General features: G+C 46.3%; 12 protein-coding genes. 8 read left to right on the plus strand and 4 right to left on the minus strand.

The features are described from left to right. Nucleotides 1-40 precede the first annotated feature (40 nt). The gene (gene polA / locus ACLR2L_RS05505; protein ID WP_413366391.1) at nt 41-2,827 is read left to right on the plus strand and encodes a DNA polymerase I; all 2,787 of its coding nucleotides are present in this window, start codon (nt 41-43) and stop codon (nt 2,825-2,827) included. A 601-nt stretch (nt 2,828-3,428) separates the two neighbouring features. Here the strand turns inward: polA and yihA are convergent. Further along, complete coding sequence (gene yihA, locus ACLR2L_RS05510; RefSeq protein ID WP_413366393.1) at nt 3,429-4,049, minus strand: ribosome biogenesis GTP-binding protein YihA/YsxC; 621 nt, start codon at nt 4,047-4,049, stop codon at nt 3,429-3,431. A 171-nt stretch (nt 4,050-4,220) separates the two neighbouring features. On the opposite strand from yihA, the gene ACLR2L_RS05515 reads away from it, so the two are divergent. The 4 genes from ACLR2L_RS05515 (at nt 4,221) to ACLR2L_RS05530 (ending at nt 6,825) form a co-directional block, all read left to right on the plus strand. After that, entirely contained in the window at nt 4,221-4,844 is a 624-nt protein-coding gene (locus ACLR2L_RS05515) for a c-type cytochrome (protein WP_140957997.1), read from the plus strand. Nucleotides 4,845-5,160: 316 nt separating this feature from the next. After that, nucleotides 5,161-5,799, plus strand: coding sequence for a class I SAM-dependent methyltransferase (locus ACLR2L_RS05520; protein WP_413366396.1), 639 nt, complete (start codon nt 5,161-5,163; stop codon nt 5,797-5,799). Nucleotides 5,800-5,848: 49 nt separating this feature from the next. After that, nucleotides 5,849-6,334 (plus strand): Der GTPase-activating protein YihI, encoded by a 486-nt coding sequence (gene yihI / locus ACLR2L_RS05525; protein ID WP_140957994.1) that lies wholly within the window; start codon nt 5,849-5,851, stop codon nt 6,332-6,334. A gap of 8 nt (nt 6,335-6,342) precedes the next feature. Beyond that, nucleotides 6,343-6,825 carry a DUF2489 domain-containing protein gene (locus tag ACLR2L_RS05530; RefSeq protein ID WP_413366399.1) on the plus strand — a complete coding sequence of 161 codons (483 nt, stop codon included), beginning with the start codon at nt 6,343-6,345 and terminating at the stop codon, nt 6,823-6,825. On the opposite strand, the gene ACLR2L_RS05535 is transcribed toward ACLR2L_RS05530, so the two are convergent. Continuing rightward, nucleotides 6,789-7,370, minus strand: coding sequence for a DNA-3-methyladenine glycosylase I (locus ACLR2L_RS05535; RefSeq protein WP_413366401.1), 582 nt, complete (start codon nt 7,368-7,370; stop codon nt 6,789-6,791). The genes ACLR2L_RS05530 and ACLR2L_RS05535 overlap by 37 nt on opposite strands. 188 nt (nt 7,371-7,558) lie before the next feature. Between ACLR2L_RS05535 and glyQ the strand changes: the two genes are divergently transcribed. The 3 genes from glyQ (at nt 7,559) to ACLR2L_RS05550 (ending at nt 11,057) form a co-directional block, all read left to right on the plus strand. Further along, nucleotides 7,559-8,464, plus strand: coding sequence for a glycine--tRNA ligase subunit alpha (glyQ, locus tag ACLR2L_RS05540; protein ID WP_413366403.1), 906 nt, complete (start codon nt 7,559-7,561; stop codon nt 8,462-8,464). Nucleotides 8,465-8,466: 2 nt separating this feature from the next. Next, nucleotides 8,467-10,536: a glycine--tRNA ligase subunit beta gene (gene glyS, locus ACLR2L_RS05545; RefSeq protein ID WP_413366405.1), complete on the plus strand. Its 2,070-nt coding sequence runs from the start codon at nt 8,467-8,469 to the stop codon at nt 10,534-10,536. 77 nt (nt 10,537-10,613) lie between these two features. Continuing rightward, a complete protein-coding gene (locus tag ACLR2L_RS05550; protein ID WP_413366407.1) occupies nt 10,614-11,057 on the plus strand; it encodes a hypothetical protein in 444 nt (147 codons plus the stop codon). Nucleotides 11,058-11,133: 76 nt separating this feature from the next. Here ACLR2L_RS05550 and ACLR2L_RS05555 read toward each other — a convergent pair whose 3' ends face one another. Next, nucleotides 11,134-13,854 carry a M14 family zinc carboxypeptidase gene (locus tag ACLR2L_RS05555; protein ID WP_413366409.1) on the minus strand — a complete coding sequence of 907 codons (2,721 nt, stop codon included), beginning with the start codon at nt 13,852-13,854 and terminating at the stop codon, nt 11,134-11,136. A 163-nt stretch (nt 13,855-14,017) separates the two neighbouring features. Beyond that, a complete protein-coding gene (gene gyrB / locus ACLR2L_RS05560; RefSeq protein ID WP_413366411.1) occupies nt 14,018-16,438 on the minus strand; it encodes a DNA topoisomerase (ATP-hydrolyzing) subunit B in 2,421 nt (806 codons plus the stop codon).

Consider the following 16,438-nt stretch of genomic DNA (forward strand, 5'->3'; position numbering starts at 1 on the left):
GCATGCTTCCGTTCATTGCATAAATGAGAAGAAAATTGCCATGTCATCGTCTGAAAAACCACCATTTATTCTGGTAGATGGTTCATCCTATTTGTTTCGCGCCTTCCACGGTCTGCCTCCCCTAACCAATTCAAAAGGTCAGGATACCGGTGCCATTTATGGCGTGATCAATATGCTTAAGAGCCTGATCAAGCAATACCAGCCAACGCATATTGGTGTAGTGTTTGACGCCAAAGGTAAAACTTTCCGCGATGACATTTACCCGGAATACAAAGCAAATCGCCCGCCTATGCCGGAAGAACTGCGATCGCAAATCGAACCGCTGCACGCGATCATTCGCGCCATGGGATTACCCATTATTATTGAGGAAGGCGTAGAGGCCGATGATGTTATTGGTACCCTCGCCCGTCAGGCATCAGAGCAAGGTATTGATACCCTGATCAGCACTGGTGACAAAGACATGGCTCAGTTGGTTAACCAGCACGTTACCTTGATCAATACCATGACTAACCAGCTTATGGATGTTGAAGGCGTAAAGGAAAAGTTCGGTATTCCACCTGAACTGATAATTGATTTTCTGGCATTAAAGGGCGACAAGGTAGATAACATTCCAGGTGTACCCGGTGTAGGCGATAAAAGTGCACAGGGCCTGTTAAATGGCATTGGCGGTATTGACGCTATTTACCAAAACCTAGACAGCATCGCCGGGTTGTCTTTTCGCGGCGCGAAAACGCTCGGTCAGAAAATGGCAGAATACGAAGAGCAGGCCCGACTATCTTATAAGCTGGCCACAATCGACGTAAACCTTAACCTCGACTACTCCCCAACTTCTCTTGTGCCTGTGCCAAGTGACAATGAGGCACTGGCTACACTGTTTAGCGAATATGAATTCAAGCGCTGGTACACTGAAGTGACGTCTGGTCAGGTGGCCAGCACGCTTGCATCAGCGGGTAATCAAGCTGAAGAATCTGAGGTTCAGCAGGAAGAAATCGCGCCACCAAGCAGTGACACCATCGACACCAACTATACCACCGTGCTGGATGAAGCCACTTTTGAGCAATGGCTAACCACGCTTCAAAACGCATCGTTAGTGGCGTTTGATACCGAAACAACCAGTCTGGATTATATGGAAGCAGAGCTGGTGGGCGTGTCATTTTCGGTTGAGCCTGGTGTAGCAGCGTATGTTCCGGTTGCACACGATTATCCTGGTGCACCCGATCAACTGGATCGCAACTGGGTACTGGATAAACTGAAGCCCTGGCTGGAAAGCACCGATCACAAAAAGGTGGGGCAGCATTTAAAGTACGACAAAAACGTGCTGGCAAATTATGGGATCACGCTTCGCGGCATCGCATTTGACACTATGCTGGAATCCTATGTATTAAACAGCACAGCAACCCGCCATGACATGGATTCCCTTGCCCAAAATTATCTGGGTGTTCGCACGGTCCACTTCGAGGACATCGCAGGCAAAGGGGCTAAACAACTTACGTTTAATCAGATTGATCTGGACAAAGCCGCCTATTATGCGGCCGAGGACGCCGATATTACATTGCGCTTACATCAGGTGTTGTGGCCTAAACTACAAGCGGAACAGTCCCTCACTGGTATTCTCAGTGACATTGAAGTGCCGCTAGCGTCTGTATTGGCCCGAATGGAGCAATACGGAGTACTTATCGATTCTCAGCAGTTGTTACAGCAAAGCCAACAATTAGCGATCCGTATTGTTGAATTAGAAAAGTCGGTACACGACATGGCTGGCGAGGTGTTCAATTTAAGTTCAACCAAGCAACTTCAACAGATTTTGTTTGAAAAGCTGGAGTTACCAGCCATTAAGAAAACGCCCAAAGGCGCCCCTTCTACGTCTGAGGAAGTATTACAGGAACTTGCGCTGGATTATCCGTTACCGAAACTAATCATGGAGTATCGTGGATTAACCAAATTAAAGAGTACCTATACCGATAAACTACCCAAAATGACCAATCACCGTACGGGTCGGGTACATACGTCATATCATCAGGCCGTTGCAGCGACTGGCAGATTGTCATCTACTGATCCGAATCTGCAAAACATCCCTATTCGCACAGAGGAAGGTCGGCGGGTTCGCAAAGCGTTTATTGCACGTAAAGGCTATCAGATTGTGGCGGCGGATTACTCTCAAATTGAATTGCGCATTATGGCCCATTTGTCTGGCGACAAAGGCTTGCTGGATGCCTTTGCGCACGGCAAGGATATTCACCGGGCCACCGCGGCTGAAGTGTTCAACGTGCCAGAATCAGAAGTGACTGACAATCAGCGCCGCAGTGCCAAAGCCATTAACTTTGGTTTGATTTACGGTATGTCGGCGTTTGGACTTGCCAGGCAGTTAAATGTGAGTCGTCAGGAAGCACAGGAATATATGAACCTGTACTTTACCCGTTACCCTGGTGTGCTGTCGTATATGGATACTACCCGGGAATTTGCCAAGGAACACGGATACGTAGAAACCGTATTTGGTCGCAGGCTTTACCTGCCAGACATTAAGGCTAGTAATGGCGCTCGTCGCAAAGGTGCTGAGCGTGCAGCGATTAATGCGCCTATGCAGGGAACAGCAGCCGACATTATAAAAATGGCAATGCTGCAGGTAGACGATTGGATTCAACAGAGCAACAGCGATGATGTCATCATGATCATGCAGGTTCACGATGAATTAGTGTTTGAAATTAAACACGAAAACATTGATGAGAATATTGCCAAGATCACAGCCTTAATGGAGCAGGCGGCTGCTCTCGCCGTGCCGCTGAAAGTAGAAGCAGGCAAAGGTGAAAACTGGGAAGAAGCCCACTAAAATTGGTAAATATATTACGGAAAAGCGCTTTCCATTTGTTAAAATTTGTTTAAATTCTGCCTTATTCGGTAATTTTATTACACTTTTGACTTGCATTTTCTTCAGTCTTCGGTACTCTTAGCTATGTAGGGTACAGAGGTGAGAAATCGTTTTTCAAACCTTTGATTTAAGCTCCAGCCATTGCTGGGGCTTTTTTTTTGCCTGAAATTAGTCTGAATACTGAGATCGGCAGGTAATGGTAGTGAAGAGTGGGTACGCTCAGTTACGAGAAATGACTGGAAAGATAGAGGCGTAAACAACGGAATTTATCGTGAATATTCGTTGTTTAAAAGGCTTTAATTCCTCGAACCGACATGCATTTTCAAAATAAATTCAAGTACAACCAATTGTTTTAATTGAAGTTTTAAAAAAGTTTAAAAAAAGATACAAATAATCTGAACTTTCAGTTGAATTACGTACTCTTATTATCGGTTTTTTTATGTGTTTTCTCTCAGTCCTTAAACCCCATTCAGTGAATGGGGTTTTTTTTTGGAATCCTGTAATAGGAAGCATGCCAGCCACAACAAAGAGGTGGGATATGCCTCATTAATGCATGATGCGATTACGCAGGTTCGGATTCGTCGCCCTTGTGTCTTTCCAGCCAGGTATCCAGAATCGATTCCAGCTCAGGCACCCCTTGTCTGCTCAGTGCAGAGAAAGTGTGTACGGTTACATCCCCCATAAATGCTAATACGGCTTCACGGGCCATTAACAGTTGTTCCTTGCGTTTACCGGATTTCAATTTATCTGCTTTCGTAAGCAAGGCCAGTACGGGTAATCCGGCATCAACCGCCCATTGAATCAAGTCCTGATCGAGATCTTTGAACGGATGTCGTATGTCCATTAATACCACTAACCCTTTCAGGCTTTTGCGCTTTTGCAAATACTCACCCAAAGACCGTTGCCATTTTACCTTCATGGCCAAAGGCACTTTGGCATACCCGTAACCGGGTAAGTCCACTAACCGGCGATCAGGTTCCAGTTCAAATACGTTGATTAGCTGGGTACGACCCGGTGTTTTACTGGTCCGTGCCAGATTTTTCTGACGGGTAAGGGTATTCAAGGCGCTGGACTTCCCCGCATTAGACCGCCCTGCAAAGGCGACTTCAATGCCGGTATCGTCTTTCAGATGCGAAATATCCGGTGCGCTGGTAAAAAATGTTGCTTTGCTGTAATAACTCATCGCGTTACTCAAAAGTCAGTTCATCTGCTACATTGGTCTTAGTTCAATAATAAACCGATGTAATTCCATAGTTTTAGCATGGAATAGGTTTTTCTGACGCGTTAAATGTGTAAAATACGCATGATATCACGTATATCAAGATGACCGTCGGATCCTTGTAAGAGAATTATTATGAAAAAACTGTGTTTGTTGGTTTGTTTAACCCTTGGGCTTACCGCTGCTGTACAGGCAGAAGGCACGCCTGAGGCTGGTAAAGCGAAATCAGCTGTCTGTGCTGCCTGTCACGGACCTGATGGAAACAGCATGATCGAACTCAATCCTAAGATTGCCGGACAACACGAAAATTATCTTGTTAAGCAGTTAACTGAATTCCGCCTGGCATCTGCTACTGGTGGTGCAGAAGGCCGTAACAACGCGGTAATGAACGGCATGGCTGCAGCACTGAGTGATCAGGATATTGCTGATTTAGCTGCATACTTTTCCAGCCAGGAAGCTCAACCAGGTGCCACACCGGAAAACTTTGTTGAACCAGGTCAGGCTTTATACCGTGGTGGCGATGCCTCTCGTGGTGTAACTGCATGTATCGCTTGTCACGGCCCACAAGGCAATGGCATGCAGTTAGCTGGTTTCCCTGATATCAGTGGTCAACATGCTTCATACACCGCAGCGCAGCTGAAAGCCTTCCGCGCTGGAGAGCGTCACAACGACATGAACGGTATGATGCGCGACATCGCGTCTAAGCTTACTGACGAAGACATCGAAATTCTGTCTAACTACGTTGCAGGTTTACACTAAGTTATTGATTAACGGCGAATGTTAATTTTTTGTAACACTCGCTGTTGTAATCTTATACAGATGGTGTATCCTAGTTGGCGTCGTGAAACCTGTTGTGAAACAGTCCGACTCTAATAACAACAATATTTATACAGGATGATCTATAAAGCGTCAGGAAGACCCAGAACAACAATTTGCTCTGTTAAAAAGAACAATAAGGGGAGCACTGCAGGACGCCAGCCGCACAGAGAAGTGCACTAACGGGAGAGGTGTCATCTGACACTCATTTATGAAGGTGATGGTGTGATACCATCGCCTTTTTTATTGGCTGTTGAATATGAAACTATCCTGCCCGCTGTGTAAAAGTCATCATATCTTTGCATTCCATGCCGACAAACAACGGAATTACCACCGCTGTAAATCTTGTGCGTTAGTCTTTGTTGATCCACAACAGTTACCGGATAGCACTCAGGAACGCCGCGAGTACGAACTACACGAAAACTCACTTCAGGATAACGGCTATCTGGCTTACCTTGCCAGATTGTACGATTGCCTGGCCCCCCACTTGCGCAACAATATGACCATGCTGGATTATGGCTCGGGTCCCTGCCCGGCACTTGCGCACATTTTTGCAGAGGCAGGCTATGCTATGGATTGTTATGACCCCTTCTTTGGCCCCATGGAAATTGCAAAAAGCCAGTATGATGTGATCACCGCAACGGAAACTATAGAGCACTTTCACGCGCCCATTAAGGAGTGGACACACTGGATGACATTGTTAAAACCTGGCGGATGGCTGGGGATCATGACTAAACGCGTGTTAGATCAGCCACGGTTTGCCAATTGGCATTACAAAAATGACCCTACGCATGTGAGCTTTTTCTCAGAGGACACTTTCAATTGGCTGGCAGCGCAATATCAGTTAAATGTCATTTTTCCGGCCAACGATATTGTATTGATGCAGAAGCCTGGCTGATTACAGGGTATAATGAAATAATTCACGCTTAATAACGAGTGTTCGGTAAATGACAAAGAAAAGAAAATCGCGCAAAGTAGGCTTAATCGGCGTTCGAAAGGATCCTGATTACGTACATGAAAAATCCTCTGGCCGCGTAAAGAAGCACAAAGGCAAGCCTCCTGGTAGTCGTCACAACGTTGAAACGAAAAAGCAGCAGGCATCGTCTGGCTCGGTATCGAAAGATCCTCGCCATGGCAGCAAGAAGCCTGTTCAGTTAGTTAAAAGCACGGTAAAACCAGCCCAGCGCAAGTTTGCTACGCCTGCACAGGAGCTGGCGGCGCTTGAAGCGGATGACCGCTTGTCGTCGCTACTCGATATGCTCGACGAAGGTGAGGCGCTTACCCAGGAACAACAAAAGTACGTTGACGAGAAGATGGCGCGCCACCGTATTTTATGTGATTTGATGGGCATCAGTTCAGATGATGATGAAGACGACGATTTAGATGATTTCGACAAGCTCGATGCTATCAAAATCGACGATTACACCAGGTAGTGTTAACGATGTGGTGGTATTTGCTCGCCTCTGTCGGCTTACTGATCATAGCGGTATTAGGAGTCTATGCTGGTAAGCTGATATTTCAGTTACAGGCTCAAACTCAAAAGCAACAGGCTGCACGTGCTCAACGGGTCGAAACCATACTTGAAAGTATTCATACGATTTCCAGAGCCATGCAGCAGCAACAATGCAATGTGTCGGAGGGCGCGATCCGTATTTGTCGGTTATTTGCCGCCCTGCCCGACACCACACCGGTGGATTACAAGGCGCAATTTCCGGCCATTCATGCATTGTTTGTGGATGTGAGTGGATTTTCGATTTTGGCTGATCGCAAAGCGTTAACCAAGCAACAACGCTTTGCCGAAGACAAGGCGCGGGAAATTATTGAAGAACAACACGAATCCATTGTGCTTCGCGAATTACCAGCAATCATTGCGTATTGTGAGACCCGTCAGCCTTCTCTGGCTAATTCACAGGTAATTTTATAATAATGGCAATCGTTGGCGTGGTCGTTCACCATGCCAACTGCCTGCATAAATGCATAGCAAATTGTCTCCCCCACAAATTTGAAACCCGCCTTTTTTAACGCCTTCGCCATAGCCTTAGACTCTGGAGTCGAAGTAGGAGCAATACGGTAATCGCGCCAGGTATTCACGATGGTTTTGTGGTTAGTGAACTGCCAAATGAAATCGCTAAACGATTGTGTTTCCGTTAATTTAAGGTAAGCCCTGGCATTCTGAATTATCGCATTAATTTTTGCCCGGCTTCGAATAATGCCTTTGTTCGTCATTAACCGTTCAACATCTTCGTCGGTCATGGCGGCTACTTTTACTGGATCAAACTGATAAAATGCTTCTTCAAATGCAGGCTGTTTTTTCAATACGGTGATCCAGCTCAGACCGGCCTGTTGACCGTCCAGACACAGTTTTGCAAACAGTTGCTGAGAATCATACTCAGGCCGGCCCCACACTTCGTCGTGGTACTGCTGATAAATAGGATCATCTGATACCCAACCGCAGCGCTTTATCGTCATCACATTCCCCTCAGGTTAAATCCGCAAGCAATTCGCATTTTGCGGCCCAGAATAGCAAGCAAGTGCTACAAAAGCCCCGAAAATCCGCATTTGGGCCGATTAATTCACCCCTTAGGCCTACATTCACACGCTTTCAGAATGTATACTAACCCACCTTTAAGTCATCAGTCAGTTACAGTCGTTAATGTATGCACAAGTACGATATTAAAACATTTCAGGGTTTGATCCTTGCCTTACAGGATTATTGGGCCAGACAAGGCTGCGTTATCATTCAACCTCTGGATATGGAAGTGGGCGCGGGTACATTCCATCCCATGACATTTTTGCGCTCTTTAGGCCCAGAGCCAATTTGCAGCGCTTATGTACAACCTTGCAGACGTCCGACTGATGGCCGCTACGGCGAAAACCCTAACCGTTTGCAACATTATTATCAGTTCCAGGTAATGTTAAAGCCGTCACCAGATAATATTCAGGAGCTGTATCTTGGCTCATTGAAAGAGCTGGGATTTGACCCGCTGGTTCACGACATCCGGTTTGTTGAAGACAACTGGGAATCACCTACGCTTGGCGCTTGGGGCCTGGGCTGGGAAGTCTGGCTAAACGGCATGGAAGTGACACAGTTTACTTATTTCCAACAAGTAGGTGGTCTTGAGTGTAAGCCGGTTACCGGCGAAATTACTTACGGTCTTGAGCGTCTGGCCATGTATATTCAGGGCGTAAACAGCATTTACGACCTGGTGTGGACCAACGGCCCAATGGGCACCGTTACTTACGGCGATGTATTCCACCAGAACGAAGTTGAGCAGTCAGCTTACAACTTTGAGCATGCTAATGTAGCAGCGCTGTTTAACACCTTTGACGAGTGTGAAGCTGCCAGCCAGTATCTGATTGAACAGAACCTGCCATTACCAGCCTACGAACAGGTAATGAAGGCGTCTCATGCATTTAACCTGTTAGACGCACGTCACGCCATCTCTGTAACAGAAAGACAGCGCTATATTTTAAGAGTAAGAACCCTGGCAAAAGCCTGCGCTGAGGCCTATTACCAGGCCCGCGAAGCGCTGGGATTCCCGCTTTGCCAGAAGGAGCAGTAACAGTGCGTACCGAGAATTTATTAGTTGAATTAGGCACAGAAGAACTGCCGCCAAAAGCACTGATCCAGTTGGGCAGCAGTTTTGCCAATAACGTTGAAGAAGCACTTAATCAGGCAGAGCTATCATTCAACAGTGTTACCTGGTATGCCGCGCCCCGTCGTTTAGCCGTTCGTGTGGAAGCACTGGTAGACAGCCAGCAGGATAAAGTGGTTGAGAAGCGTGGCCCTGCCGTAGCGGCAGCTTTTGACGCAAACGGCCAAGCTACAAAAGCCGCGTTGGGCTGGGCTAGCGGCAACGGCATTACCATCGATCAGGCCGAACGCCTGGTAACAGATAAAGGTGAATGGCTGATGTACAAGGCTTCCGTAAAGGGCCTGGGTATCAGCGAATTGCTCGAAGGTATTGTGAGTCAGGCAATATCAAAACTGCCTATTCCAAAGCCGATGCGTTGGGGTAACTACAACACGCAGTTCATTCGTCCGGTTCACACGTTGTGTGCCTTATATGGTGGCGACCTGATTGATATTTCCGTACTGGGACTTAACAGTGGCCGAACACTGCAAGGCCACCGTTTCCATGGTGAAGCGCGTTTTGAATTGGATCACGCAGACAACTACCTGTCTGCCATGCAAGCGCATTTTGTAGTGGCGGACTTTGCCACTCGTGCGACTACTATTGCACAGTCGTTGAATGAGCGCGCTCAGGCTTTGTCGTTAACCGCAGATTACAATGAAGATTTGCTCAACGAGATTGCCGCGCTAGTGGAATGGCCGGTGGTAATGCAAGCCAGTTTTGACGAAGCATTCCTGCAAGTACCCAAAGAAGCGCTGATTTACACTATGAAGGACGATCAGAAATACGTTCCACTTCTGCATAGTGATGGCAGTCTGTCGAATAAATTCCTGTTTGTTAGCAACATTGATAGTCAGGATCCAAGCCAGGTGATTGGTGGGAACGAGCGCGTTATCCGCCCTCGCCTTGCTGATGCAGAATTCTTTTTTAATACCGATAAGAAGCACAGTCTTGCGTCGCGTTTGGATTCCCTTGACACCGTGTTATTCCAGAAGCAACTCGGCACACTTAAAGACAAGTCTGACCGCATCGCTTCCTTGTCTGGTTATATTGCGTCAGTTATTGGTGCAGATGAACAGCAAGCCAATCGCGCGGGTTTATTGTCTAAAACGGATCTGATGACCAATATGGTCAGCGAGTTTCCGGATGTACAAGGTGTAATGGGCAAGTACTATGCCCTTCACGACGGCGAATCTGAACTGGTCGCTAGTGCACTGTATGAGCAATATTTGCCACGCTTTGCAGGAGACGTATTGCCCTCTTCATTGGAAAGCGCGGCGGTAGCACTTGCTGATAAATTCGACACACTGGTTGGCATTTTTGGTATTGGTCAGTTGCCGAAAGGCGATAAAGATCCTTTTGCACTGCGCCGTGCCGCAATTGGTGTACTGAGAATAATCACTGAAAAATCCCTGGTTTTGGATTTGGAAGATGTTGTTGCACGTGCAGTTGCTATCTATGGTGACAAGCTAACCAACTCAGACACCCAGCTCCAGGTGGTTGATTTTATTCTTGGACGATTCAACGCATTGTTGCAAGACCAAAACATCGAGATCGACGTTATTCAGGCTGTATCGGCCCGTCGCCCTACACAACCAACAGACTACCTTGCGCGCGTAAAAGCGGTAGCTGAATTCAAAACAAATGACGCGGCAGAAGCCCTCGCTGCTGCCAACAAGCGCGTTGCCAACATACTTGCCAAGAACAATGTAGAAGGCGATTCTATCGTTAACGAAGCGCTATTACACGAAGCCGCCGAACAGCAATTAGCCCGCGATATAAACGCCATTAGCGATAGCATTTACAAAGCGGCTGGCGAGCGTGACTACGGCCATGTATTGAGCACGCTTGCAACGTTGCGCCCCAGTATTGATGCATTCTTCGACAACGTAATGGTAATGGCTGACGACGACGCGGTAAGAACTAATCGCCTGGCGTTGTTGCTTGCCTTACGAGAGCTGTTCTTAACAACCGCAGATGTATCATTGCTTGCAAAGTAAGGCGTTATTTAGATAACAGTGTGGCTTGCCTGGTTATGTTTTTGGCCAGGCTTAGCCCGCTGAGTGTTGGAGTTGTAATGCACAAATACAGGTTATTACTTACCCCCATTGTCATGCTACTTACGGCATGTTCGCAAACGGCGCAGTACCCTATTTTTACCCCTCAAAAGCCTGAAATCGTGTTTAGTGATTGGTATTTAAGAGGCATTTTTAACTGGTGGGAAGCCCAGCCTCGCTATCAGCTCATGTCGACTAAAGAAGGTTGGTATGTTGATGTAGAGCTCATTGCTGACCAACAGCCCTATGACTTCAAGTTCTCTAACGCGACCTGGTCAACCGAGCAAACCTGTGGCAGTAGTTATAAAGGCTATGCTGTTTCTGTTAATTCAGACACCGTACTTACCTGTGGCGAGTATGCGGAGAATCTGCAGTTCACGCCCATAAAAACAGGAGTTTATCGGTTTACGGTAAAAGGTAAGCGAGCGAGCGGCATAGTTCTAACGGTCACAAAGAAGCCCTAAACTATTGTATTTAAATAAAAAAGCAGGCTAACGCCTGCTTTTTTATTTTCCGAAATATCTATGTTATTTTAACCGCTTATCTTACCGGCTCCGCATGCGCTGCAGATCTAAAAATAGCGTTTAAGAACATAACGTTAAGTCCATCCAGATACGCCCGAGTTGTGGGCTCCTGAGTAAATGCGATTACCATTCCGCGACCTAGTGGCTGATGAATAAGAAACGGCTTGTAGGCCAGCTGCGCTTTGTTTTCTTCCCACAGGTATCCACTAGCCAATACATCCTCTTTCGACTTAAACCAGGCTACGTTTTCGCCACTTTCTAATTTTACCGGGGAATAGATGTCATTGCCGTATACCATTGCAATGACTTCTGGATTTACACCAGCTGTCAGCCAGTGTTCCTGATCGACTTCGACCTTAGCGAGAACACCTGCAACGCTATCTGGCATATCCGTATCATTTTCTATGGCAAGAATAAGGTCGGCTTTTGATTCGATGAGTTGGCCGTCAATCAAATCACTGTCTTTTGGTGATGACGAGCCGTCTTCACTGTAAGCAAGCTCACGCTTGGCATCCAACAAGCCAGCAGCTTCACTGGCAGCCCATTGCGTAGCATCAGACATGGTAATCAACACACCACCACGGCTTACCCAACCAGCCAGATTCTCAGCGCCCGATTTACCCAGGTCCCGACTGTAATTACCTGAAGGTAAGATCAACACCTGGTACTGACTCAAATCTGCACGTTGCAAACGATCAGCGCGAATAGCGGTTACCGGATAGTTAAACTGTTGCTCTATCACAAATCGCGTATTGCCTGCACTCAACGAACTGGTAGGTTCGTCCCACGCCATAGCAATTTTGGGTGCCGTCATATGGACAGTTTTTTCACTTCCAAAGCTTGGGCCTTTGGTAACCCAACTGGTATCCACACCCACTATCTTTGCGCCCGTTTGCTCTGAAAGTGTTTGCATTGTTTGTGGTAACGACGATGTGTTTGCATGGCGTTCAATCACCAGTGTGCCCGCGGGATAGTTTACGCCTTCCAACGTAAAAGCTTCATCTGCGCTCTTCAGTGATATGCCAGCTTGCAGTGCTGCTGTGAGTAATCTTCCTGCCGCCATATCACCCCAAGGCACAAGATACGCTACCTTTGCATCTGCGTTTATAAATGGCTGAACAAGCTTGTCTGTTTCATCTACCAACCGGCTTTTTACTTCTACGGCCTTACCACAACGCGCAGTATCGATATTGAACATCAAGGGTAATGACCATCCGGTTACGTCGTATATCTCGTCTCTGAGCTTTCTGGCTCGTCTGCGCTCCTGCTCATCAACGAATGCCTGAGGCATATCTACTTGTTCGGTAAATGTAGTTTTTACAAATCGCCCTCTTGGCTGTGCGGTGTCAATGATATAGGCACCAGCCTGGTATCGTTCGCCACAGGCTTTAAAGTCTTCTGTTGCCTGCTTTACTATCACTCCATGTTTAGCCATTAATGTAGCCAGGCGATGTGTTCCTGCAACGTCACGGGTATTAGGCAGAATAAAACTGCGTTCTTTTTTATCGTTCTCACCCGCTTCGATTGCCTCAACCTGGTAGTCATAGAAGTCTGTTAGTATCTTCTTGCGGTTTTCTGCGGTTGCCTGTGCAGTGCTTAATGCGGCCACAAAATGGCGTTGTACCGTGTCGCGGTAATGTTTTATTTCACCTGTGCGTGTTTTGTATATTTCACCGCGGGTTGATGCTACTTCATAAGTGGCAGCAGAGGCGCCGTAAAACGTTGGCCAGCTGTCACCATACCCAGGATAAAAGCCATCAAATACCTCACGGGTAAAATAGCTAAAGCCAAAGTCATCGAAATGTCTGGCGTTATTCTTTCCAATAATGTCGTTGTTGGCTAATTGATCTGGCTGCATGTATGGATTAATGGGTTGTGCAGCCGGTACAAAGAAGTAGGTGTCATCTCCGCCCATTTCGTGCAGGTCAATCACTACCGTTGGCTTAAAGTGATTGATGGCTTTGATACGTCCAGCCGTTTCAGGTTGTGTTATTGCCAGCCAATCGCGATTCATATCGAACAGGTAGTGATTGCTTCGTCCTCTTGGCCATGGTTCATTGTGCTCAGCACTTAACCTGTCATCACTGTGCACCATCCCAACTGTTGCGTAGTAATGACTTATAAAACGGCTTCGACCATCCGGGTTTTGCAGCGGATCAATAAATACCAGTGTATTACTCAATATTGTTTTATTTACCGGGTCTTCTGGTGCAGCCAGTAAATGATAGGCTGTTTGTATAGCTGCGTCAGTGCTGCTTATTTCGTTTCCATGTACCCCATGCTGCAACCAAACAGAACTGGGTAAAGACGCAATAATTTGATTAGCTTCGCCTTTGCCCAGACTTTTTGGGTCAGACAGCTTTTGCATGTTACTTGCAAACGCATCCAGATTTGCCAGATGTTCTGCGCTACCCACCACTGCATAAATGAGCGCTCTCCCTTCCCAGGTTTCGCCATATTTAACTAGCTTGATGTTATCAGGTGCGGCTGAAGCAAGGGCTTCAAAGTATTTTATCAGGTCGGCATGACTGGTGATTCGCTCTCCCACCTTGTAGCCCAAGATACTTTCCGTTGTGGGAATATTGGCATTGTAATTCACACCAGGCCAATAGCTGAACTCGGTAGTTTGTATATCATTAGAAGTTTGTGCGAGCGCATTACTCGTAAATGCGCCTGCAGTAACGGCAACAATGCACGAGGCTATCATTGTTTTACTGATTGTATTGAGTTTTCCCATAGTTTTTCCAGTCGTATTTTTTTAGCTATTTTTTGTTATTTAAGCATGCTTCAAGCGCTAACTCTATGTAAGTTGCAGTAGCTTTTCGTGCTGTGGTCGAAAATAAAAAGCCCGACTAAAAAGCCGGGCTCTGCATTATTTCATTTATGCGGACTCTGTATTGCTACACATCCAGATTTTCTACGTTTAGCGCGTTTGCTTCGATGAATGCACGACGCGGTTCTACCTGATCACCCATTAATGTAGTAAACAGTTGGTCACAACCGATAGCATCCTCAATGGTTACCTGAAGCATACGACGGCTGGCTGGGTCCATTGTGGTTTCCCAAAGCTGGTCAGGGTTCATTTCACCCAGACCTTTATAGCGCTGAATATACTGACCGCGTTTAGCTTCGCCCATCAACCAATCCAATGCTTGTTTAAATTGGCTCACAGGCTCTGTGCGCTCATTACGCTTAATATAGGCACCGTCCTCCATCATGTTATTGATGGCATCGTTCAGGTCGCGTATACGCTTATATTCAGCTGATTCTATAAAGTCTCGACCCAAATTGTACTCGTAGTCGATACCATGCATTCGCATAATAATTGAAATGTAGAATTCACTACGCTCTTGATCGCGTTTGATTTCAAATTTATACAAAGCGCCATCAGTTTCTTGTGTTTCAAGCGCTTCAGTAAATTCCTTAGCAAATGAAGTCAGCGCATCTTCATTATTCAAATCGCTAGTAGAGAGCGTTTTAGTGTAAATCAGTTTATACCAAAGACTTGGAGGCATTACACGATGCATTCTGGCAATCATTTTTTCAATTGCCTGATATTGATTCACCAGATTTTCTAATGCTACACCTTTAATCGCTGGCGCATTTTCTGAAGTGAAAAGTTCTGCACCATCTACCGCAATAGATGTAAGGTAGTTGGTTAATGCGTCATCATCCTTCAGATACTGCTCTTGCTTACCCTTTTTCACTTTATACAATGGTGGCTGTGCAATATACACATAACCCCGTTCAATAATTTCGGGCATTTGACGATAGAAGAATGTCAGCAACAAGGTACGAATGTGTGAACCATCCACGTCGGCATCCGTCATGATGATGATGCTGTGATAGCGCAATTTGCCAGGATCATATTCATCTCTACCGATTCCACAACCCAATGCAGTGATCAATGTAGCCACTTCCTGAGAAGATAACATTTTATCGAAACGCGCTTTTTCTACGTTAAGAATTTTACCTTTCAGAGGTAATATTGCCTGATTCTTACGATTACGACCCTGTTTGGCAGAACCACCTGCCGAGTCACCTTCCACTATATACAGTTCGCTAAGTGCCGGGTCTTTTTCCTGACAATCTGCCAGCTTTCCTGGCAATCCAGCTAAGTCCAGCGCGCCTTTGCGGCGAGTCATTTCACGCGCTTTTCGCGCAGCTTCACGAGCTCGTGCAGCATCTATGATCTTACCCGCAATGATTCGACTTTCGGCAGGATTTTCCAACAGGAATTCTGCCAGCTTTTCGTTCATGGCTGATTCAACTGCTGGACGTACTTCAGACGAGACCAACTTATCCTTAGTTTGAGACGAGAATTTAGGATCGGGTACTTTAACCGAAACAACCGCAGTTAAGCCTTCACGGGCATCATCACCACTGGTGGTTGTCTTGGCCTTTTTGTTCATACCCTCAGTTTCCATATAGTTATTAAGCGTACGGGTAAGTGCGCCACGGAAACCTGCTAAGTGTGTTCCACCATCACGTTGTGGGATGTTATTGGTAAAGCAGTAGATGTTTTCCTGGAAGCCATCATTCCACTGCATAGACACTTCTACTGAAATACCGTCTTCACGTTCACTAGAGAAGTGAAATACTTTCTGATGAATAGGGGTTTTATTTCTATTCAGATATTCAACAAACGCCTGGATACCGCCTTCATAATGGAAGTGATCCTCTTTGCCATCACGCTCATCTCTTAGCTTAATGGACACGCCTGAGTTAAGAAAAGACAACTCACGTAGTCTTTTAGCCAGGATGTCATAGTGAAAAAGTGTGTCAGAGAAGGTATCACTGCTTGGCCAGAATCGAACTGCTGTACCGGTTTTATCGGTATCACCAATCACAGCAAGTGGCGCTTGAGGCACACCATGTTGATATTCCTGCTCATGCGTTTTTCCACCGCGACGAATAGTCAGTTTCAATTTTTTAGACAATGCGTTTACAACGGAAACACCTACGCCGTGTAGGCCACCAGACACTTTATAAGAATTGTCGTCAAACTTGCCGCCGGCGTGAAGTACCGTCATGATTACTTCAGCAGCAGACACCCCTTCTTCTGGGTGTAATGCAGTTGGAATACCACGACCATTATCTGATACAGATACAGAGCCATCAGTGTGAATTTGTACGTTGATTTCGGAACAATAGCCGGCTAACGCTTCATCTATGGAGTTATCTACCACCTCGAATACCATGTGGTGCAAACCAGTACCATCATCGGTATCACCAATATACATACCCGGGCGCTTTCTTACGGCATCCAGTCCTTTCAGAACTTTAATACTGGAAGAATCATAAGTGTTCTGTTCTGACAT

The sequence above is a fragment of the Alteromonas sp. AMM-1 genome (genome assembly GCF_047290655.1).
In the GTDB taxonomy this organism is placed as follows: domain Bacteria; phylum Pseudomonadota; class Gammaproteobacteria; order Enterobacterales; family Alteromonadaceae; genus Alteromonas; species Alteromonas mangrovi.

Coding starts and splice junctions, on each gene's coding strand:
- yihA (WP_413366393.1), bottom strand. CDS start 4,049: ATGAGTTATTACAGCAAAGCAACATTTTTTACCAGCGCACCGGATATT.
- polA (WP_413366391.1), top strand. CDS start 41: ATGTCATCGTCTGAAAAACCACCATTTATTCTGGTAGATGGTTCATCC.
- ACLR2L_RS05530 (WP_413366399.1), top strand. CDS start 6,343: ATGTGGTGGTATTTGCTCGCCTCTGTCGGCTTACTGATCATAGCGGTA.
- yihI (WP_140957994.1), top strand. CDS start 5,849: ATGACAAAGAAAAGAAAATCGCGCAAAGTAGGCTTAATCGGCGTTCGA.
- ACLR2L_RS05515 (WP_140957997.1), top strand. CDS start 4,221: ATGAAAAAACTGTGTTTGTTGGTTTGTTTAACCCTTGGGCTTACCGCT.
- ACLR2L_RS05535 (WP_413366401.1), bottom strand. CDS start 7,370: ATGACGATAAAGCGCTGCGGTTGGGTATCAGATGATCCTATTTATCAG.
- ACLR2L_RS05550 (WP_413366407.1), top strand. CDS start 10,614: ATGCACAAATACAGGTTATTACTTACCCCCATTGTCATGCTACTTACG.
- ACLR2L_RS05520 (WP_413366396.1), top strand. CDS start 5,161: ATGAAACTATCCTGCCCGCTGTGTAAAAGTCATCATATCTTTGCATTC.
- glyQ (WP_413366403.1), top strand. CDS start 7,559: ATGCACAAGTACGATATTAAAACATTTCAGGGTTTGATCCTTGCCTTA.
- ACLR2L_RS05555 (WP_413366409.1), bottom strand. CDS start 13,854: ATGGGAAAACTCAATACAATCAGTAAAACAATGATAGCCTCGTGCATT.
- gyrB (WP_413366411.1), bottom strand. CDS start 16,438: ATGTCAGAACAGAACACTTATGATTCTTCCAGTATTAAAGTTCTGAAA.